We start from the raw sequence: 19,108 nt of genomic DNA, 5'->3' as shown, positions 1-19,108 counted from the left end.
ACGGCCCCGCTACCTGTTTTCGGGTTGCGTGCGGGGAAACAAATGAACAAGAACAATGACGCTTCCGAATTCGACTACGTTATCGTCGGCGCCGGCTCGGCCGGATGTGTGCTCGCCAATCGCCTGAGCGCCGACGGCAGACATTCCGTGTTGCTGCTGGAGGCCGGACCGAAAGACAGCAATCTCTGGATTCACGTGCGGCTTGGCTACGGAAAACTGTTCAAGGAAAAATCCGTCAACTGGATGTACCAGACCGAGCCGGAGCCGGGATTGAACGGTCGGCAGGTATTCCAGCCGCGCGGAAAAGTGCTCGGCGGTTCGAGTTCGATCAACGGCTTGCTGTATGTGCGCGGCCAGCACGAGGATTACGATCGCTGGCGTCAGCGCGGCAACGCCGGCTGGGGCTATGACGACGTGCTGCCCTATTTCAAGAAGGCCGAGAACCAGCAGCGCGGTCCTGACAAATACCACGGCGCCGATGGCCCGCTGCCGGTATCCGACTGGCGGCATCACGATCCGCTGTCGGAAGCCTTCGTCGTTGCCGCCGCCGAGACCGGCATTCCGACCAATCCCGATTTCAACGGCGCGACCCAGGAAGGTGCGGGATTTTTCCAGACCACGACCAGACGCGGCCGCCGCGCCAGCACGGCGTTCTCCTATCTGCGTCCGGCGAAAGCGCGGGGCAATTTGCACGTCGAGACGTCGGCGCTGGCGCAGCGCATCCTGTTCGAAGGACGCCGTGCCAAAGCGGTCGAATACAAGCAGGAAGGCCGCGTGCGCACGGCGCGGGCGCGCAAGGAAATCCTCGTCTCCAGCGGTGCGTATAACTCGCCGCAATTGCTGCAGCTCTCGGGCGTCGGACCGGCCGACTTGTTGAAGCAGCACGGCATCGAGATCGTGTTCGACGCGCCCGGCGTCGGCAACGATCTGCAGGACCATCTGCAGGTCCGCCTGGTCACCCGCTGCGCACAAAAAGTCACGCTCAACGACGTCGTCAACAATCCGGTACGCCGCGTGATGGCGGGCCTTCAATACGCAGCTCTGCGCAAGGGACCGCTGACGATTGCCGCCGGCACCTCTGGCGCATTCTTCAAGACCAGTCCGCGGCTGGCCTCGCCCGATATCCAGATTCACTTCCTGCCGTTCTCGACCGACAAGATGGGCGAGAAGCTGCATGCGCTCTCGGGCTTTACCGCTTCCGTCTGCCAGCTGCGCCCGGAAAGCCGCGGCTCGTTGCGCATCAGAAGCGCCGATCCTTCCGTGCCGCCGGAAATCCGCATCAACTATCTCGCGACCGAAACCGATCGCCGCGCCTTCATCGACGGCATCCGGATTTTGCGCAAGATCCTCGCTGCTCCTGCGCTGAAAGCCTACGCAGTCGCGGAGGTCGATCCCGGTCCGAAAGTGCAGAGCGACGACGAACTGCTGGACTTCTGCCGCCGCACCGGCAGCACGGTCTATCACCCGACCTCGACCTGCCGCATGGGCAGCGATGCGCTCGCCGTCGTCGACCAGCGCTTGCGCGTCCGCGGCATCGAAGGCCTGCGCGTGGTCGATGCGTCTGTTATGCCCGACCTGATGTCGGGCAATACCAATGCGCCGACCATCATGATTGCGGAAAAGGCGTCCGGCATGATTCTGGAGGACGCTAGGTAGCCAACGACGCCAGCAGTCGTAGCCCGCATGAGCGCAGCGACATGCGGGAACCTCTCGCCAGCGCGATCGGAGAGACCGGCCCCGGATATCGCTTCGCTCATCCGGGCTACAGGCTGAGTTCGCGGAGGGAGCCCCTCACCCCAACCCTCTCCCCGCAAGAGCGGGGCGAGGGAGTTACTTCACCCCTTATACGCCCGCACCCGCTTCAGCATCTGCTCGACATGCGCGATCGGGGTTTCCGGCTGGATGCCGTGGCCGAGGTTGAAGATCAGCCGCCCTTGGGCGTAGTTCGCCAGCACGTCGTCGACGGCGCGGTCGAGCGCGGCGCCGCCCGCGATCAGCACCAGAGGATCGAGATTGCCCTGTACCGCGACGCGGTTTTGCACGCGCTCGCGGATCAGGGACGGCTCGGCCGCCCAATCGATGCTGACGGCATTGACGCCGGTTGCTTCCACGTAGGCCGGCAGCAGCGCGCCGGCGCCGCGGGGAAAACCGATGATCTTGGCGTCGGGTACTTGCGCGCGGACGCCGGCGACGATGCGTTTCGCGGGCTCGATCGACCAGCGCTCGAATTCGCGCGGCGGCAGCACACCGGCCCAGGTGTCGAAGATTTGCAGCACGTCGGCGCCGGCCTTGAGCTGGCCGAGCAAATACTGGATCGAATTTTCGACCAGCACGTCGATGATTGCAGCGAACGCCTCGGGATGACGATAGGCCATCATCCGTGCCGGCGCCTGGTCCGACGTGCCGTGTCCCGCGACCATGTAGGTCGCGACCGTCCATGGCGCGCCGCAGAAACCGATCAGCGCGATCTCGGGTGCGAGTTCGCGCTTCACGCGGCGCAGCGCCTCATAGACCGGCTCAAGCTTGCTGAAATCGGCCCCGCGCGCCAGAGTCGTCACTTGCTCCGGCGTATCCAGCGGATCAAGCCGTGGGCCTTCGCCGGCCTCGAAGCGGACGGAACGGCCGAGCGCATAGGGGATGACGAGAATGTCGGAAAAGATGATCGCGGCATCGAAGTTGAAGCGGCGGATCGGCTGCAGCGTCACTTCAGCGGCATATGCCGGCGTGAAGCAGAGGTCGAGGAAGCCTCCGGCCTTGGCGCGCAGTTCGCGATATTCTGGCAGATAGCGGCCGGCCTGCCGCATCATCCATACTGGCGGCACCTGCTGCCGGCGGCCGGACAGAACTTCGAGAAAGGGTTTTACGGCGGGTTTCTGGGACAATCGAAAAGATCCTGCAGGACGGCGAGATTTGCGCCTCTGATACACGCAGGTTCCCCCCAGGCCAAGGAAAGATACCGCGGACGAAATGTGGAACTGGCGCAGAACGGGGCCGTTATCTCAGCCACGGAGGTACCCTATGGCTGAGAAATTCAACCCTGCACCGCACGACAAGCATGCCGCCGATCCCCACGAGGCGATGCTGGCCGACCGCGAAATCCACGAGAAGCTGGAGAAGGGTCTGGTCGGTACCTTTCCGGCCTCCGATCCGGTGAGCGCGGCGCAACCGGCGCCGTCGAAGGCGGATGGCGATCGCGGAAATGAGTCGTTGTGGGACAAGATCCGCGGCGTCTTTCGCTGAGATCGCGAAACGGATCCCGCGATGAAAACCGAATTCAACCATGCCGCCAACGACTCGCCGCGCAGCGGCAGCACCAAGAAGTGTCGCCGGTCCTGTGGGCCGCGATTGTTGCCGTAGCGGTGGCCGCGACGGTCTGGTTCACGATGCACGGCTGATGCAAGCGCCTGTTATCGGTTGTTCGAACGCATGAAAGCGGCCTCCGTCGGGGAGGCCGCTTTCATGTTGGCTGTTCAGTAATGCGGCGGCGGTTCGTTCGACGGCCCGGCGGTATGGCTTTCGGTCTCCCGCACCCGCTCTTTCAGTTCGGCCAGTTGCCGCGTCAATTTGTCGATCTCAAGCCACTGCGCGGTGATGGTCTGGTTCAGCGTCTCGATGGTCACATCCTGATAGGCCAGCCGCATTTCCAGCGCGTCGATACGCTCGCTCAGTGCGTCAAGATTACTCATGGGGGCCATCGTTAGGTCGTCGCTGCCGCAGCCCGTGGCCAAGCGCCACACGTTCGTCGAATACAAAACACTCGCCGCGCCAGCGGCTTTCTTGCTCCGGTACGCCCTCGAGATAGCGCAGGATGCCGCCCTTGAGGTGATAGACCTCGTCAAACCCCTGCGCCAGCAGATAGGCGCTGGCCTTCTCGCACCGGATACCTCCGGTGCAGAACATCGCGATCTTGCGATGCTTCGCCGGGTCGAGCCTCTCCGCGGCGAACTCCTTGAACTGCCCAAAGCTCCTGATGCCGGGATCGATCGCGCCCTCGAAGGTGCCCATCGCCACCTCGAAAGCGTTGCGGGTATCGATCACCAGCGTGTCCGGCGCCGATATCAGTTCGTTCCAGTCTGACGGTTCGACATAGGTACCGACGCGCTGCGTCGGATCGACAGCCGTATCCCCGAGCGTGACGATTTCTTTTTTCAAACGGATTTTCAGCCGCTGGAACGGCATCTCGGAAGCGCTCGAAAACTTGAGTTCGAGATTGTCGAGCCGGCCGCCGAAGAGGGAGCCGTGCTGCAACTCGCGGACGAACGCGTCGACCCCTTCGTCGCCGCCCGCAATTGTGCCGTTGATACCCTCGTGGGCCAGCAGCACACTGCCCTTGATCCCAAGGCCGGCCGCAAGCGCGCGCAGCGGCTCGCGCAGCTCCCGGAAGTCCGGCAGCGCGGCGAATTGGTAGAGGGCGGCGACCTTGAGCGGCATGGCGACCGTTTATCAGGCAGGCCGGGCAGGGGAAACCCCACCGTCGTGCCAGCCAAGCTTCCATAAGCCTGGGCGTATGGCCCCCTGCCTTCGCTGGCAGATCATGGCTCCCCTGGCATGCCAGCCATTGCCCCGCAGGGGATGAATATGCCAAGAACCGTCTGCAAACCCGCCCAATGCTCAAGAAACGCTTGCAAGAAAGCTCTCGCGATGAGGAATTTCCATTTCGCCGGCCGCTCCACGGTCCATGCCCAGAATGCGATGGTGGCGACGTCGCACCCGGACGCCGCGGTTGTCGCCATCGACGTGATGCGGGCGGGCGGTACGGCGGCCGACGCCGCGGTTGCGGCCTGCGCGCTGTTAGGGGTGATCGAGCCGCAATCGACCGGCATCGGCGGCGATTGCTTTGCGCTGATCCAGCCGAAGGGTGAGGGCAAGATCGTCGCCTATAACGGCTCCGGCCGTGCGCCGATGGCGGCGAACGTCGAATGGTACCTGGAGCGCAAGATCAATTCGGTGCCGCTGACGTCGGCCCATGCGGTGAGCATTCCCGGCGCGATCGACGCCTGGGACACGATCCTGCGTGACCACGGCAAGATGGGGCTCGACACCTTGCTGCAGCCCGCGATCAAGGCGGCTGAGGAAGGCTACATCGTCGCCCCCCGTATCGCCTTCGACTGGAAGAACCAGTTCGAGAAGCTAAAGAACGGCACCAACACCGAGCGCTATCTTTTGCCGCATGGCAAACCGGCGGTGGCCGGCGACATCATTCGTCAGCCGGAATTGGGCAAGACGCTGCGCGCGATCGCCAAGAACGGCCGCGACGCGTTCTATGCCGGCGAGATCGCCGCCGACATGGTGGAAACGCTCCGCGGCATCGGTGGCCTGCACACGCTGGAAGATTTTGCCGCGCATTCGACCGAAACCACGTCGCCGATCGGCACGATGTACAAGGGCCACGACGTCTGGCAGTGCCCGCCGAACGGGCCGGGTATCACCATGCTGGTGATGCTGAACATCCTCTCCCGCTTCGACCTGACCAAGTTCGCGCCGCTCAGCGTCGAGCGCTTCCATCTCGAGGCGGAAGCCGCGCGCATCGCCTACATGATGCGTGAGCAGTACATCGGCGATCCCGCGCAGGTGCATGTCGATGTCGCCGGCATTCTCGCCAAGGAATTTGCCGAGGAGCATATCAAGAATATCAGGATGGACCGGCTGCTCGATCTGCCGAACGTGGCGCCGCCGATGAATCCGTCCACGGTTTACATCACCGTGGTCGACAAGGACCGCAACGTCTGCTCGTTCATCAACTCGATCGCGCATTCCTTCGGTTCGGCGATCGTCTCCAACAAGACCGGCATCCTGTTGCAGAACCGTGCCGGTGGTTTCCGGATCCAGCCGGGGCACCCAAATTGCATCGCGCCGGGCAAGCGGCCGCTGCACACCATCATTCCATCACTCGCCACCAAGAACGGCCGCGCGGTGATGCCGTTCGGCGTGATGGGCGGGCAGTATCAGCCGGTCGGCCAGAGCCATGTGCTGACCAACATTCTCGACTATGGTTGCGACGTGCAGGAAGCCATCGATATGCCGCGCGGCCTGCATTACGAGGGCTTCTACCAGCTCGAGGACAGCGTGCCGGCTGCCATCGTCGAGGGCCTGAAGAAGATCGGCCACAAGACCACCAGCGTGGTTGGCCCGCTCGGCGGTGGTCAGGCGATCTGGATCGACTGGGACAAGGGCACGCTGACCGGCGGCTCCGATCCCCGCAAGGACGGTTGCGCGCTCGGCTATTGATCCCGTCGGTTCTCGTTACCTCTGGAACAACAGCCCGTCGCTTTCGTTAGAGCGATGGGCCGGGACTATCCGCATTGCCGCGGACAGCCGCCTGTTGTCAGAGGTCAGCTATCATCATTCTTGATTCAGACGATACCGAACAGGCAGACCTGCGCGGCGGCCGTTCGCCGTGGTTTGCGACATCGTCACATCCGCCGCGCCGCGAGCTCGGCGAGAACCTCACATGCGATGCGCTGATTATCGGCGCCGGCATTACGGGATCGCTGGTCGCCGAACGTCTGACGCGGCAGGGCCTCGACGTCATTATCGTCGATCGCGAGTTACCGGGACGGGGCAGTACGACTGCTTCCACATCCATGTTGTTATGGGAAATCGACCGGCCCCTGCGCGAACTGAGCGAGCTCTATGGCTTCGAGCGTGCCTCGCGCGCCTATCGCGCCAGCCGCGATGCCGTTGCCGGTCTTAAATCGCTGGTCTGGCGGCTGGGCATTGCCTGCGACGTGCGCGACAAGAATTCACTGTATCTTGCGGCGGGTGAAGGCAGCGCCGGCCTGATGGAAGAGCATCGTGTGCGGGCGCGCGCCGGTTTGCCTGGCGATTTTCTCGACCATGCCGTGCTGCTGGATCGCTTTGGCATCACGCGTGCCGGTGCGATCGTTTCGTCGGGCGCAGCCGATGCCGATCCCATGAAACTGGCGCATGGGTTGCTCCGGACGGCGCTCGCGCGCGGCGCACGGTTGTTTGAGGCAGACGCGGTGGCGTTTGAAGCCGCCGGGCGCGCGGTCAATGTCCGCATGGCTAACGATCGCGAGATCGAAGCGCGGTCCGTCGTGCTCGCCACCGGCTATGTGATGCCCGACATCGTTCACTCCACCGTGCACGCGGTGTCGTCGAGCTGGGCCATTGCAACGGTGCCGCAGCCGCAGAACCTCTGGAACGACGGCACGCTGATCTGGGAGGATGCGGAGGATTATCTCTATGCACGAACGACGCGAGCGGGACGCATCATCATCGGCGGCGAGGACAGTACGGAAATTGTCGAACCGGAGGCGCGCGACCGTCTGATTCCCGAAAAATCGCGGGCGCTGGTGCAGCGGCTCGCGGCACTCTGGCCGGCTGCGAGACCCGACATCGAATTTCGCTGGTCGGGAACGTTCGATACGACGCATGATGGATTGCCGCTGATCGGCCCGGTCCCCGGCGCCAAGGGCGTCTATGCGGCCTACGGGTATGGCGGCAACGGCATCACCTTCAGTTTTCTGGCCGCGCGCCTGATCGGTGACCTGATCGCCGGCAAAACCTCGCCGCTGCTCGCAGATTTTGCGATCGATCGCGACGGCCGCAACAGCGGCTGAAACATGGCCGCCGACCGGTAAAATGGCTCGAAAAATGGCTATGGAAATGGCCCACCTTGGGCTAGAGACGTCGGTCTCCCGAACGAGGTGCACTGAGATGCGATCTTCCCGACGCACGATTATCCGGACCGCTCTCGCCGCAATGGCGGCCGCGGTTTCCACGCCGATCGCCACCCAGCTGGCATCGGCCCAGACCGCAGGAAAAAAGCCCATGACCACAGCTTCAGGTTTGCAGATCATCGACAGCAAGGAAGGCACCGGCGCCACGCCGAAGACCGGACAGACCTGCGTCATGCATTACACGGGATGGCTCTACGAGAACGGCCAGAAGGGCAAGAAATTCGACTCTTCGGTCGACCGCAACGAGCCGTTCGAATTCAAGATCGGCGTGCGGCAGGTGATCGGCGGCTGGGATGAGGGCGTCGGCTCGATGAAGGTCGGCGGCAAGCGCACGCTGATCATTCCGCCTGAACTCGGCTATGGCGCGCGCGGCGCCGGCGGTGTCATTCCGCCGAACGCCACGCTGATGTTCGACGTCGAATTGCTGGCCGTGAAGTAGCCGCGCAACCGGGGAGGCGCATCGTGAAGGTCTCGATCCTCGACGATTATTTCGACACGGTGCGCACCCTCGACTGCTTCAGCAAGCTCGCCGGGCATGACGTCACCATCTGGAACGATCACGTTCAGGACGTCGATGTGCTGGCGGAGCGCCTGCAGAATACTGAGGCGCTGGTCCTGATCCGCGAACGCACGCAGATCCGTACGCCGCTGCTGGAGCGTCTGCCGAAACTGAAACTGATCAGCCAGCGGAGCGTCTTTCCGCATATCGATATCGATACCTGCACCAAGCTCGGTATCGTCGTGTCGTCGGGCCAGCACGCCGATACGCCGTCCTACGCGACCGCCGAATTCACCTGGGGCCTGATCCTGGCCGCGATGCGCGCCATTCCGCAGCAGATGGCGGCGCTCAAGGCCGGCAAATGGCAGATCGGCGTCGGTCATACGCTGCGCGGCAAGACGCTCGGCATTTATGGTTACGGGCGGATCGGCGCCGTCGTCGCCGGTTACGGCAAGGCGTTCGGCATGAAGGTGCTGGTCTGGGCGCGCGAGCCGGCGCTCGCGAAGGCGCGCGCCGACGGCTACGAGACCGCCGCCAGCAAGGCCGATTTCTTCGAACGATGCGACGTGGTTTCGCTGCATATGCGCCTGGTCGACGCCACGCGCGGCATCGTCAAGGCGGAAGACCTAGAGCGCATGAAACCAACGGCACTCCTGGTCAACACCAGCCGCGCGCCGCTGATCGAGCCGAACGCGCTGGTCAACGCGCTCCGCGCCGGCAGGCCCGGCATGGCCGCGGTCGATGTCTATGAAAAGGAGCCGCTGCGCGACGTCAACGATCCGCTGTTGACCATGGACAATGTGGTCTGCACGCCGCATCTCGGTTACGTCTCGCGCAACGAATATGAAATCCAGTTTACGGATATTTTCGATCAGATCGTGGCGTACGCCGCCGGTGCGCCAATCAATGTGGTCAATCCGGATGTGATGAATAGACGGCGGTAACTCCCTCGCCCCGCTCTTGCGGGGAGAGGGGCGGGGTGAGGGGCTCTCTCCGCCCGACGAGATTTTTCGATAGACCTGTACCCCCTCACCCGAATTGCACTCCGTGCAATTCGACCTCTCCCCGCAAGCGGGGCGAGGTAAGAAGAACAGGCACGAAAAAGACCGGCCCCAAAGAGACCGATCCTTCTGTTCTCACCAATCGCGTCGCTTCGATCAGAGATTCCTGTTCGCCGCCGCGGCTGCCTTGTTCACGGCATCCTTGGTGGCCTCCTTGGCGTCGCCAACGGCCTTCTGGCCCTTGCCCTTCACTTCCTGGATCACGCCTTCGCCCTGAAGACGGTCGGAACCGGTGGCTTCACCGATGCCCTGCTTGGCCTTGCCGATCGCTTCGTTGGCCGTACCCTTGATCTTGTCGGTGGTGGCGCCCATCACAATACTCCTTTGAGGTGATTGAACTTCGCCAAGGCAACGCGTCTTGGACCGCAATAGTTCCTCGATTTGGCTGGTTTGCGATCACGGTTTTATGTACCGTCGGTAAACCCCAAGAAGTTCCTGGAAAGAAGAAAATGAGCGGCAACCACGATCACACCCATCCCCACGATCACGATCATTCGCACGGCGATGACGAACGCTGGAAGCATGACGGCGTCCGCGTCATTCCCGGCAATCAGCTCGACCCCAACGTGCCGTCAACCGCGGGCATGGACCGCAAGGCCGCGATCAATTTCGCCCGCGTCGGCGCCCAGAAATTATGGGCGGGCACCGTGACGATCAAGCCCGACGCCAAGACCGGCGCGCATCATCACGGCCACCTCGAAAGCATCATCTTTGTCGTCAAGGGCAAGGCACGGATGCGCTGGGGCGAGCATTTGCAGTTCACGGCGGAAGCCGGCCCCGGCGATTTCATCTTCGTGCCGCCCTACGTGCCGCATCAGGAGATCAATGCCAGCCGCGACGAGGTGCTGGAATGCGTGCTGGTGCGCAGCGACGGTGAGGCGGTGGCGATCAATCTCGACATCGAGCCGGTGGAGAAGCCTGAGACGGTGCTGTGGGTCGATCCGGTGCACCGCGATCCCGCCGAGAAGAAGTAAAAACAACAAACACCGCCGTCGTGCGGATGTCGCGGGGGAATCCCATGAAACTTGTTCGCTACGAGAGCGCGGGCCACGTCGCCACCATCACCATGGACCGTGCCTCGTCACACAACGCACTCAACAATGCGTTGTGTGACGAACTGCGCGAAGCCTGGCTCCGCTTTCACGAGAGCGATGATCGCGTGGCGGTGCTCGCGTCGTCCGAAGAAAAATACTTTTCGGTCGGCGCCGACGTCAGGGATCTCCCCGTCAACATGTGGCACGCGGTGCCTGGATTGGGCGTCGAACTCGACAAGCCGGTCATTGCCGCGACATCCGGCTGGGTCGTCGGCGGCGCCTTCGTGCTGGTCCAGATGGCGGACATGTGCGTGGCATCCGAGACGACGCGCTTCATCTACCCCGAGGGCAAGATTGGCACCACCGCCGGCGGCATCTCCTCGGTGATGGCGCGGATGCCGCACAAGATCGCTATGGAGTTTTTGCTGGTTGGCGAGGAAATGTCGGCGGAGCGCGCCTACCAGATCGGCTTCGTCAACAAGGTCGCGCCGAAGGGACAGCATGTCGCGCTCGCCCAGGAGATGGCGGCGAAAATTGCCGCCAACGCGCCGCTGGTGGTCCGGGCGTTGAAGAAGCTCGCCCGCGACGCCATGCCGAAGGGTCCGCTGGAAGGGGTCGCCGAGGTGCGCCGGCTGCTCGATGTCATCAGGGACAGCGAGGACCTCAAGGAAGGCGTCAAGGCGTTTGCCGACAAGCGCACGCCTCAGTTCAGGGGGAAGTGAGAAAAAGCCCGCCATTCCGGGGTGCGGCGCTTCGCGCGTCACCCGGGAATGACGGTGGGGAGGTTATGCAAACAGGCTGTGATCCATGGTCCCGTTCGGCACCACGTAGCCATAGCGCGTGTGGGACGGCTCCGGCCCCGCCTTCTCATATTCCGCTTTCATCAGGGCAAACCGGTCGCCGCTGATGTCGAGCATCGCGCGCTTGGGCTGGATGTCGTAAAGCCGCGCATTGTTGCCACCGAAGATCGCCGACTTCACGGGTCCGTCCGCTGCGCCCAGCGGTGCGTAGCCGAACTTCTTCTGCATGGCTTCGGGGATTTCGAGGCGCCGCAGGCCTTCGATCTGCCATTGCGGTGCACCGGTCCACAGCGCATCGGTGCCCCAGCAGACGTGATCGACGCCGAGCCCTTTTATCAACGTGCCCATCAGCGCGGCGCAGACATTCGGTTCTGCCACCAGCGTTGTCGCGAACAATTGCCCGACGTCGCCATAGACATTGTTGACGCCGTACTGCGCCGGGATGTCGGCAAGGTCGCTGGTCCAGGAAATGCGCCCGGTGCGTTCGAACTCAGCCAGCGCGTGTTTTGGATCGCCACCGACATGGCGGTAGGCGGAGTGATAGATGACGAAGTTGAGCTGCGGCCAGTCCTTTGCCGCCTGGCCCACGTCGGCGACGTCGGCAAAGCCGCGCAGATTGGGAAACTGCTTTTCGATTCCCGGTGCGAACAGCCCCTTGTGAATGCAGACATTCTTGATGCCGGCCTTCACCATCTTCTCATAGCCCTTGTAGGCGACCTTCTCGTCGTCCATCCGCCAGGGATAGCGGCTGATTTCCTTGTGGGTGTTATCGCCGACGGTGTAGCCCTTGCAGGACTCGGGCTTGAGCGCGAGGCCGGCATCGAGCTTGTCGAGCCAGCCGGGCTGTCCGGGCGTGAAGATCATGTGCGCGAACACCCGGCGCGAGCCAGCCTCCTCGTTGATCTTCCTGCGGGCATCGGCCATCTGCTCGTTGGTCAGGAACCAGTCCTGCTCGATGTCGGACGGCGCGGAGGAGATCAGCGAAATCTTGGTGTCGCTGTCGAGAAACATCTCCTTCTTGTAGTTATTGAACTTGAGGTCCTCGATGGTCTGCTCGTGATCGTTGAGCCCCTTGTTCCAGCCGGCCTTGCCGACCGCTTTGCGCATTTCGACAAAACCCATGATGCGGGTGTCGTCGCGCAGGAAATGCGTGTGCATGTCCATGATGAACTGGTCTTTCAGCGCGCCGGCGCGCTCCTGGGCTATTGCGGGCGTGGCGGCTTCCGCCTTCGTCACGTCGAACAGCGGCCCATAGACTTCGTTCATCGCTACGAACGAGGCGGCCATGCCGGCGGCGGTCTGGAAAAACCGGCGGCGGTCGAGGCCCTGCTTGCCGCCGAGATCGTCTGCCATCGCCAGCAGCCGCGCTTCGACCTCGCGCTGCCGTTCGTTCTGCGGGTCGGGATAGAATTCGTCGCTCGAGACGATCTGCGTCGGGATCGGTGTGTGATATGCGCACAGTTCGGAGGGCATCAATGCGGCAAGTTCGGCTTCCGTCAGTTGGTTGCTCATGTTTCCCCCCTTTTGTGGACGGTTCCCGGAGAGGATAGACCTGCAACCAATGGCTGTCAGCCGATTACTCAGCGTGATCGCGCGATTATGTCTTTGCGGTGCAGCGCACACTTCTTTCAAACAATCAGGCCCACTGTTAGACTTTGTCGCGCTGGAAAACATGATGCAGGGATGAAGCATGACACACTCCGGATATCCGCTGGCACGACGCGCGCTGCTCAAAGGGCTAGGCGTCGGTGGGATTGGCCTTGGCGTCGCAGCCGCGGCCACCGCTCAGGCCGCGACCGCCGTTCCTTCGGAAGGCGGCGAAATCTGGAGCAGCGAATACTGGACCAAGAAGGGCGACATTCCTTTGTGGATGTTTCGCAAGCGGATCGGTGCGCCCCAGCCGGGCGAGCCGCCGCGACCGGTTGTTTTCTTCGTCCACGGTTCGTCAGTGACGTCGCGGGTGTTCGATCTCACCGTACCCGGCAAGGGCGAATATTCCGCGATGAACGAGTTCGCGCGTTACGGGTTCGACTGCTGGACCATGGATCACGAGAATTACGGCAAGTCCGGCCGCACCTCGGGAAATGCCGATATCGCCAGCGGCGCCGAGGATCTGAAGGTCGCGGTTGAACTGATTGTCCGCGAAACCGGTCAGCAGAAGGTGCATTTCGTCGGCGAATCCTCCGGCGCGCTGCGCGCCGGCGCCTATGCGATGGCCGTGCCCGATCGCGTCGATCGGCTGGTGTTCGCCGCTTTCACCTATAAGGGCGAGGGCTCGCCGACCCTGACCAAGCGCGCTGAGCAGTTGGCGTATTACCGCACCCACAATATGCGCAAGCGCGACCGCGACATGATCCGCTCGATCGCGACCCGCGACAAGCCGGGCACGTCCGATCCCGCTGTGATGGAAGTACTGGCGGATGCCGAAATGCAGTTCGGCGACCAGATTCCGACCGGCACCTATCTCGACATGACCGCCAATCTGCCGGTCGTGCATCCGGAGAAGGTGATGGCCCCGGTGCTGCTGGTGCGCGGCGAATATGACGGCATCGCCACCGTGGCCGATCTCGAGGAATTCTATAACAAGCTGCCGAACGGCGACCGCCAGTTCATCATCCTGCCCGGCACCGCCCATTCGGTGGCGCTGGCGATCAACCGGCAATTGTTCTGGCATGTGACGCGGGCGTTTCTCACCATGCCGACCCCGATCGCGACGTAACGGGTCGCGTCAATCCGGGTGCGTGTGTGGCCGCTCGATTCGTTACGGCCGGCCAAAGAGAAGCGCGTCTTCGCGCAGATGTCGCGGCCATCACGCCTCAATAGCTAAAAAATTTTCAAACGGCGTGTCGGCTCGCCGCATGCTCGTTCGTCCTCGGGTGGAACCGCCAAAAAGGAGCCATTATGGCCAAAATGATCTTCGTCAATCTGCCGGTCAGCGATCTCGCCCGTTCCACGGCCTTCTATCAGGCGATTGGCGGCGAAAAGAACCCGCAATTCTCCGATGACACGGCGTCCTGCATGGTGTTTTCCGACACCATCTACGTCATGCTGCTGACCCACGACAAGTATCGGCAGTTCACTACGAAGAAGATCGCCGACGCCAAGGCCGCCAGCCAGGTCATAATCTGCCTGTCCGCCGACGGCCGTGACGCGGTGGACGACATGGTTGGGAAGGCGCAAGGCGCGGGCGGTGGTGCCGATCCCGGCCCGAAGCAGGATTACGGCTTCATGTACGGCCGCAGTTTTGAAGATCCCGACGGCCATCACTGGGAGGTGATGTGGATGGATGCCGCTGCCGCGCAATCCGCGACGGCCGATGCCTGATCTTTCATCCAGTCCGGAATTCTCCCGATGTCGAAGATTTCTCCCTGCCTTTGGTTCAACGGCGAGATGGTCAAGCTCGACATCGAAGGCCTGAAGCGCGCGTATGAAGGGAGAGCGCGGCATGAGGCGTTTCGCAGGGTGGGTTAGCCGAAGGCGTAACCCACCGACACGCTAAGAGAGGTGGTGGGTTACGCTGCGCTAACTGTGGAATCTCAACAGGTCGTCCTTCTGGAGGCCGAGGCGGCTGATGGGTGGTTTGGCCTGTAGGCTGCCGTGCGGGCGATGCCAGTTGTAGTGATGAAGCCAGATTGGCAGGTTTTCGGCGCGCTGGTCTGAAGTGTCGTAGGCGCGCGCATAGGCCCATTCGCGCAACACTGTCTGGATGAAGCGTTCGGCCTTGCCGTTTGTTTGCGGTCTGTAGGGTCTGGTGAAGATGTGCTGGAGGCCGAGCTTCCTGCACACTCTGGCGAAGGCCTTGGCACGATAGCAGGAGCCGTTGTCGGTCATGATGCCGGTGACCTTCATGCGGAGGCTGCGGTAGTAAGTGACGGCCTCGTTGAGGAAGGCGATGGCGCTCTCCTTTTTCTGATCCCGCCGGATCTGGGAGAAGGCCAGGCGCGATGCATCGTCGATGGCGACATGGACGAACTCGTGGCCGGCGCCGCGGCTTTCGCCCTTCTGGCGGTCGTGTGTGATGCGGTGGCCTGGTCTGACGAACCTGCCGAGCTTCTTGATGTCGATATGGATGAGCTCGCCGGGCTGCTCGCGCTCATACCGGCGCACCGGCTCGGCGGGCTCCAGATCCCGCATCCGGCTTAATCCCAAGCGGCGAAGGATGCGGCTGACGGTGGCCGGTGACACGTCGACCTCGGCTGCGATCTGCTTGCCGGTTTGGCGCTGCCGGCGCAACGCCTCGACGGCGGTGCACGTGGCTGGTGGGGTTTGGCTCGGCGATGAGTGAGGTCGCGACGAGCGATCGCGCAAACCATCCACGCCTTCTGCGCGGAACCGCTTGACCCACTTGGCCACCGTTTTCGGCGTCGTGTTGAACTGATTTGCCGCGTCAGCCTGGCTCAGCCCGCCCTCGACCACGCCTCGCACCATCGCCTCTCGACCTTTGGGCGTCAAAGGCGCATTCATGTGGACGTTCATCTGGTCTCTCCGTGGAACACTGAAGCTTCGCAACCTCAGCTTCCTCGGTTCAGACCAGATGGACAACCTCCTGAGAGACCAAAGCTAACCCACCCTACGGTCCATTTAATAACTGACCCGCAACCCCAGGCCGCCGTGAAGCGTATTGCCGACCGGCTGCGGGCCGGCGGTGCCATTGAGGAAGAGGTCGGCGACCCAGCCCTTGGTGATGCGGAAGCCGAGCCGGCCGCCATATTCGAACCAACCCTGGTTGCCGATCGTGGGCACGATCGTGCCGTCACCGGTCACGCTGGCGACGATGCCGGATCGCGCTCCGAACGATTGCACCCATCCGCCGTTGATGTTGGCTTCGACGCTCGATCCGAACAAATGCGTCCACTGTCCGCCGACCTTGACGAGGTTGGTGCGATCGGTGCCATCGGCGATCGAGGCGTCGAACGGATTGAAGGCCGTGGTGGGGTCCGTGTAGCCCTTGACCCGCTGCCATAGCTGCCATACCTCGACGGAAGCCGCCACCTCATCGCGCGGCGACAGCCGGCTGATCCAGCCGGCGCGGCCATAGACGGCGTAATTCTCGCTCGTGGTCGAACTTTCGAGCGACACCGCGCCGAGGCTCGTCGTGTAGCTGCGCGAATAGCGCACCTTCTGGAACGGCGACAGGATGGTGCCGATATCGAAGAACGGCCGCGACGATCCCCAGTCGACAAAATCATAGCGCAGCGCGAATGCGCCGATCGGCGCGCTGGTGACGTGGTATCCGCCTTCGTTGTACTGCGTATAGGCGATGCCGGCGAGCAGCGACAGATTGGGTGTCAGGTTCTTGCGGCCGTGAATGCCGGCCGAGAACGAACCCGCCGAACCGAACGCGCTGATGCAATCGTTGCAATTGATCTGCTCGTTGACCCCGAGCAGCACGTTGCCGAGCACGCGGTTGGTGATCATCTGGTTGAAGCGCTGTCCAGCCAGGTCGTTGATCGAGCCGGCGCTCGAGTCGGATCCGGTCACCGGCGGCGCGTTGGTGGGCGGTGCGTTGGCGCGCGTCTGCGATGTGGGACTCGGCGTCGGTGACGGCGAGGCCGAGGGCGTCGGCGTCGGAGATGGGCTCGGCGTCGGCGTCGGTGAGTAGCATTCGTTGCATTCTTCCAACGGTGTCGGCGAGGGCGATGGTGACTGCGCTAGTGCCGGCGAAGATTGCGTCGCGAGCAGCGCGACAAAAAGCGTTGCAGACAACAGAGCGCTGCGGGTGAAATGTACCACGGTCAGCGCCCGCACAGCATGCCGGTGGGATCGCTGCCGTCATCGACAATGACGGGGGTCGCATCCGCATATTGCGTCTTGCTGCAAAGCCCTGCCGCGGCGCTGCAGGTTGCGGCAAACGTCCAGGGCGGATTGTTGGTCTTCTTGATCGTCGATCTGCCGCCGCCGCCCGAGGTGATGATGGCGGTGTCACCGGGCCGGGTGAGCTGGATGCATTCAAACGTCACCGTGCAGACCGACGCCGCACCGTCCTGCAGATTGACGATGGTCTGGCCGCGCTGCGACAGGATATCGAGCGTGGTGCCGCGCACGCCGATGGCGGCCAGCGGAGTCGTGATCTTGTAGGCGGCCTTGTCCGAATGGCCGGTGATGAAACGAAACGCGCCCGACGTCATGCGCACCGCGACTTCACGATAGTGATGCTCATCGTCGAAAACGGTGCGGTCGAGCTTTAGCGTCGCGTTGGGTCCAAGCGAAAGATTGGTGCTGTCGGCCATCACCAGCCGCGTTGCGCTGTCGACGCCGGTGCGCACGGTTTCGTCGCGGAGGAGTCCATCGCCGACATTGATCTGGGCGGTCGAAGGTCCGGCAACGCGGAGCACTTCATTCTTGACGACCGCCGCTTCGCCGACGCGCGTTTGGGCGTACGCGGGAGCAGCCAACGCAGTTACCAGGCCAATTGCAAATAGCGAACGAACGAAGTTACAAAAAATCATTTCAAAGCCGATCGAATTATCCCGACATCGTACCGGATCGAGCGCGTGTGCGATGTAGCAGAATTATCACTCGCGTGGCCTACTCGCCCGTCGGTTAGTGATTTTGGATTCGAAATGCGTTCAATGCGATGGACATAAAAATAGAGAGACATCACACTCAATTCTGCCGCAATGTCATCCTGTCCCTGATTCCGTGCCGGGTTCTCCGTGAAGCCTTCAGCCACATCACATTCTGCTTCGTTCTCTGTGATGCTCCGCACAGGGATCACCGCGGCAGTGCTGTTTGTTCTCGCGCATTTCGCGATGCTGATCGGCGTCACCACGCCGGAGAAATTCTATTTCGACGAGGTGCATTACGTGCCGGCGGCGCGACAGATGCTGGAGCCGGTGATGCCGCAGCCGATGCTCAACCCGATGCATCCGCCGCTCGCCAAGCAGTTCATCGCGCTGTCGATCCGTTCGTTCGGCGACGGGCCGCTGGGCTGGCGCTATCCGGGCGTCCTGTTCGGATCGCTCGCGATCGTTGCGGTGTATCTGTGCGGCCTGGCGCTGTTCGCGGCGCAAGGGCCGGCGATTGCAGCGAGCCTGCTCGCCTTTTTCAACCAGATGCTGTTCGTGCAGTCGCGGATCGCGATGCTGGATATTTTCGCGCTCGCCTTCAGCCTGTTCGCGATCGCGGCGTTCATGCATGGCTTTCGAAGGGAGCGGCCGCATCGATGGTTCGCGCTTGCCGGGTTCGGCTTCGGCCTGTCGATCGGCTGCAAATGGAGCGGGCTGTTCGTACTCGCGGTCTGCATCGTCATCGTCGCCGTGATCCGCCTGATGCAAAGCTGGCGCACGCAATTCGCCGACGCGCGGCCGGAAGATTGGTATCGGCCCGATCTCTGGCCCGATTTCAGGTGGTGGCATTTCGCCATCTGCTTTGTGCTCATTCCGGCGGCCGTCTATCTCGCGACGTTCATTCCGCTCTACGGTTTTTCGTTCCCGGACATTCTGCAAGCGCAACGGCGGATCTTCAGCGATAACACCACGACCGCGATCGCGGGTCATACTTACATGAGCTCCTGGCCGTCCTGGCCGTTTCTGGTGCGCCCGGTCTGGTATCTCTTCGACAAGACCGGCGACGACCGGATCGCGGCCGTCGTGTTTCTCGGGAACCCGCTGATCCTGTGGCCGGCGCTGATCGCGGTTGCGATCTGCCTGCGCGACTGGATCGTGACGCGGCGGGTCGATGCCTTCCTGGTGCTGGCGTTCTATTTCGGCCCATACCTCGCATGGGCATTGCTGCCGCGAACGCTCGGGTTCATTTACTACTACCTTCCGGCGGCGACCACGGCGAGCCTCGCGCTGGTCTATGCCTTGAGACGCAGTGGCACGCCCCGGTGGTTGCTGTGGGTCTATGTCGTGATCGGGTTTGCCGGCTTTGCCGCGATGCTGCCGATATCGGCCGCGTTCTAGGCACTTCGATGGCAACGTTCAGCCGCCTGATGGTTTTCCAGAGCTGGATTTGAGGCGGCCATCGCATCGATCGCCCAATGAGCAGGCCAAGCCGATCCGGTGGG

18 protein-coding genes and 1 pseudogene are annotated in these 19,108 nt (G+C 62.7%); 11 read left to right on the top strand and 8 right to left on the bottom strand.

Annotated features, from left to right (window positions below; all coding sequences use genetic code 11):
- Positions 1-42: 42 nt before the first annotated feature.
- Positions 43-1,656: a GMC family oxidoreductase gene (locus tag ACPPVP_RS36125; protein WP_426528320.1), complete on the top strand. Its 1,614-nt coding sequence runs from the start codon at positions 43-45 to the stop codon at positions 1,654-1,656.
- A gap of 179 nt (positions 1,657-1,835) precedes the next feature.
- Here ACPPVP_RS36125 and hemE read toward each other — a convergent pair whose 3' ends face one another.
- Positions 1,836-2,882, bottom strand: a complete 1,047-nt coding sequence (gene hemE, locus ACPPVP_RS36120; protein ID WP_426528319.1) for a uroporphyrinogen decarboxylase — start codon at positions 2,880-2,882, stop codon at positions 1,836-1,838.
- A gap of 136 nt (positions 2,883-3,018) precedes the next feature.
- Between hemE and ACPPVP_RS36115 the strand changes: the two genes are divergently transcribed.
- The gene (locus ACPPVP_RS36115; RefSeq protein ID WP_426528318.1) at positions 3,019-3,240 is read left to right on the top strand and encodes a hypothetical protein; all 222 of its coding nucleotides are present in this window, start codon (positions 3,019-3,021) and stop codon (positions 3,238-3,240) included.
- A gap of 230 nt (positions 3,241-3,470) precedes the next feature.
- Here ACPPVP_RS36115 and ACPPVP_RS36110 read toward each other — a convergent pair whose 3' ends face one another.
- Together ACPPVP_RS36110 and ACPPVP_RS36105 are read right to left on the bottom strand one after the other, a co-directional pair.
- Entirely contained in the window at positions 3,471-3,686 is a 216-nt protein-coding gene (locus ACPPVP_RS36110) for a SlyX family protein (protein ID WP_426528317.1), read from the bottom strand.
- On the bottom strand, positions 3,679-4,431 hold the full coding sequence (locus ACPPVP_RS36105; RefSeq protein WP_426528316.1) for a rhodanese-related sulfurtransferase: 753 nt from the start codon (positions 4,429-4,431) through the stop codon (positions 3,679-3,681). The genes ACPPVP_RS36110 and ACPPVP_RS36105 overlap by 8 nt, the downstream gene beginning before the upstream one ends.
- A gap of 210 nt (positions 4,432-4,641) precedes the next feature.
- On the opposite strand from ACPPVP_RS36105, the gene ggt reads away from it, so the two are divergent.
- From ggt to ACPPVP_RS36085, 4 genes are all read left to right on the top strand, one after another.
- Complete coding sequence (gene ggt, locus ACPPVP_RS36100) at positions 4,642-6,228, top strand: gamma-glutamyltransferase (protein WP_426528315.1); 1,587 nt, start codon at positions 4,642-4,644, stop codon at positions 6,226-6,228.
- A gap of 74 nt (positions 6,229-6,302) precedes the next feature.
- Complete coding sequence (locus ACPPVP_RS36095) at positions 6,303-7,583, top strand: NAD(P)/FAD-dependent oxidoreductase (protein ID WP_426528314.1); 1,281 nt, start codon at positions 6,303-6,305, stop codon at positions 7,581-7,583.
- Positions 7,584-7,680: 97 nt separating this feature from the next.
- On the top strand, positions 7,681-8,142 hold the full coding sequence (locus ACPPVP_RS36090) for an FKBP-type peptidyl-prolyl cis-trans isomerase (RefSeq protein ID WP_426528313.1): 462 nt from the start codon (positions 7,681-7,683) through the stop codon (positions 8,140-8,142).
- Between the two features lie 23 nt (positions 8,143-8,165).
- On the top strand, positions 8,166-9,146 hold the full coding sequence (locus ACPPVP_RS36085) for a D-2-hydroxyacid dehydrogenase family protein (protein WP_426528312.1): 981 nt from the start codon (positions 8,166-8,168) through the stop codon (positions 9,144-9,146).
- Positions 9,147-9,359: 213 nt separating this feature from the next.
- Here the strand turns inward: ACPPVP_RS36085 and ACPPVP_RS36080 are convergent, their stop codons facing one another.
- The gene (locus ACPPVP_RS36080) at positions 9,360-9,575 is read right to left on the bottom strand and encodes a CsbD family protein (RefSeq protein ID WP_426528311.1); all 216 of its coding nucleotides are present in this window, start codon (positions 9,573-9,575) and stop codon (positions 9,360-9,362) included.
- A gap of 137 nt (positions 9,576-9,712) precedes the next feature.
- Here ACPPVP_RS36080 and ACPPVP_RS36075 point away from each other — a divergent pair, with 137 nt between their 5' ends.
- The gene (locus ACPPVP_RS36075) at positions 9,713-10,237 is read left to right on the top strand and encodes a cupin domain-containing protein (RefSeq protein ID WP_426528310.1); all 525 of its coding nucleotides are present in this window, start codon (positions 9,713-9,715) and stop codon (positions 10,235-10,237) included.
- Positions 10,238-10,281: 44 nt separating this feature from the next.
- Positions 10,282-11,019, top strand: coding sequence for an enoyl-CoA hydratase/isomerase family protein (locus tag ACPPVP_RS36070; protein WP_426528309.1), 738 nt, complete (start codon positions 10,282-10,284; stop codon positions 11,017-11,019).
- 63 nt (positions 11,020-11,082) lie between these two features.
- Here the strand turns inward: ACPPVP_RS36070 and ACPPVP_RS36065 are convergent, their stop codons facing one another.
- Entirely contained in the window at positions 11,083-12,609 is a 1,527-nt protein-coding gene (locus ACPPVP_RS36065; protein WP_426528308.1) for an amidohydrolase family protein, read from the bottom strand.
- A gap of 178 nt (positions 12,610-12,787) precedes the next feature.
- On the opposite strand from ACPPVP_RS36065, the gene ACPPVP_RS36060 reads away from it, so the two are divergent.
- Both ACPPVP_RS36060 and ACPPVP_RS36055 read left to right on the top strand, forming a co-directional pair.
- The gene (locus tag ACPPVP_RS36060; protein WP_426528307.1) at positions 12,788-13,816 is read left to right on the top strand and encodes an alpha/beta hydrolase; all 1,029 of its coding nucleotides are present in this window, start codon (positions 12,788-12,790) and stop codon (positions 13,814-13,816) included.
- A 182-nt stretch (positions 13,817-13,998) separates the two neighbouring features.
- Positions 13,999-14,421, top strand: coding sequence for a VOC family protein (locus tag ACPPVP_RS36055; protein WP_426528306.1), 423 nt, complete (start codon positions 13,999-14,001; stop codon positions 14,419-14,421).
- Positions 14,422-14,619: 198 nt separating this feature from the next.
- Here the strand turns inward: ACPPVP_RS36055 and ACPPVP_RS36050 are convergent, their stop codons facing one another.
- The 3 genes from ACPPVP_RS36050 to ACPPVP_RS36040 all read right to left on the bottom strand — a co-directional run bounded on the left by ACPPVP_RS36050 (position 14,620) and on the right by ACPPVP_RS36040 (position 17,546).
- Positions 14,620-15,573, bottom strand: a complete 954-nt coding sequence (locus ACPPVP_RS36050) for an IS481 family transposase (RefSeq protein ID WP_426528305.1) — start codon at positions 15,571-15,573, stop codon at positions 14,620-14,622.
- Positions 15,574-15,678: 105 nt separating this feature from the next.
- A complete protein-coding gene (locus ACPPVP_RS36045) occupies positions 15,679-16,845 on the bottom strand; it encodes a hypothetical protein (protein WP_426528304.1) in 1,167 nt (388 codons plus the stop codon).
- Entirely contained in the window at positions 16,833-17,546 is a 714-nt protein-coding gene (locus ACPPVP_RS36040; protein ID WP_426528303.1) for a FecR family protein, read from the bottom strand. The genes ACPPVP_RS36045 and ACPPVP_RS36040 overlap by 13 nt, the downstream gene beginning before the upstream one ends.
- 249 nt (positions 17,547-17,795) lie before the next feature.
- Here ACPPVP_RS36040 and ACPPVP_RS36035 point away from each other — a divergent pair.
- Positions 17,796-19,057: pseudogene (locus tag ACPPVP_RS36035) on the top strand (phospholipid carrier-dependent glycosyltransferase).
- Positions 19,058-19,108 lie beyond the last annotated feature (51 nt).

It is taken from the genome of Bradyrhizobium sp. McL0615, from assembly GCF_049993905.1.
Classification (GTDB): Bacteria; Pseudomonadota; Alphaproteobacteria; order Rhizobiales; family Xanthobacteraceae; genus Bradyrhizobium.
The sequence above is the reverse complement of the archived record's forward strand: the minus strand, read 5'-3'. Positions and strand labels throughout refer to the sequence as shown.

Coding starts and splice junctions, on each gene's coding strand:
- ACPPVP_RS36075 (WP_426528310.1), top strand. CDS start 9,713: ATGAGCGGCAACCACGATCACACCCATCCCCACGATCACGATCATTCG.
- ACPPVP_RS36065 (WP_426528308.1), bottom strand. CDS start 12,609: ATGAGCAACCAACTGACGGAAGCCGAACTTGCCGCATTGATGCCCTCC.
- ACPPVP_RS36070 (WP_426528309.1), top strand. CDS start 10,282: ATGAAACTTGTTCGCTACGAGAGCGCGGGCCACGTCGCCACCATCACC.
- ACPPVP_RS36080 (WP_426528311.1), bottom strand. CDS start 9,575: ATGGGCGCCACCACCGACAAGATCAAGGGTACGGCCAACGAAGCGATC.
- ACPPVP_RS36055 (WP_426528306.1), top strand. CDS start 13,999: ATGGCCAAAATGATCTTCGTCAATCTGCCGGTCAGCGATCTCGCCCGT.
- ACPPVP_RS36040 (WP_426528303.1), bottom strand. CDS start 17,546: ATGATTTTTTGTAACTTCGTTCGTTCGCTATTTGCAATTGGCCTGGTA.
- ACPPVP_RS36125 (WP_426528320.1), top strand. CDS start 43: ATGAACAAGAACAATGACGCTTCCGAATTCGACTACGTTATCGTCGGC.
- ACPPVP_RS36060 (WP_426528307.1), top strand. CDS start 12,788: ATGACACACTCCGGATATCCGCTGGCACGACGCGCGCTGCTCAAAGGG.
- ACPPVP_RS36110 (WP_426528317.1), bottom strand. CDS start 3,686: ATGAGTAATCTTGACGCACTGAGCGAGCGTATCGACGCGCTGGAAATG.
- ACPPVP_RS36115 (WP_426528318.1), top strand. CDS start 3,019: ATGGCTGAGAAATTCAACCCTGCACCGCACGACAAGCATGCCGCCGAT.
- ACPPVP_RS36090 (WP_426528313.1), top strand. CDS start 7,681: ATGCGATCTTCCCGACGCACGATTATCCGGACCGCTCTCGCCGCAATG.
- ACPPVP_RS36105 (WP_426528316.1), bottom strand. CDS start 4,431: ATGCCGCTCAAGGTCGCCGCCCTCTACCAATTCGCCGCGCTGCCGGAC.
- ACPPVP_RS36050 (WP_426528305.1), bottom strand. CDS start 15,573: ATGAACGTCCACATGAATGCGCCTTTGACGCCCAAAGGTCGAGAGGCG.
- ggt (WP_426528315.1), top strand. CDS start 4,642: ATGAGGAATTTCCATTTCGCCGGCCGCTCCACGGTCCATGCCCAGAAT.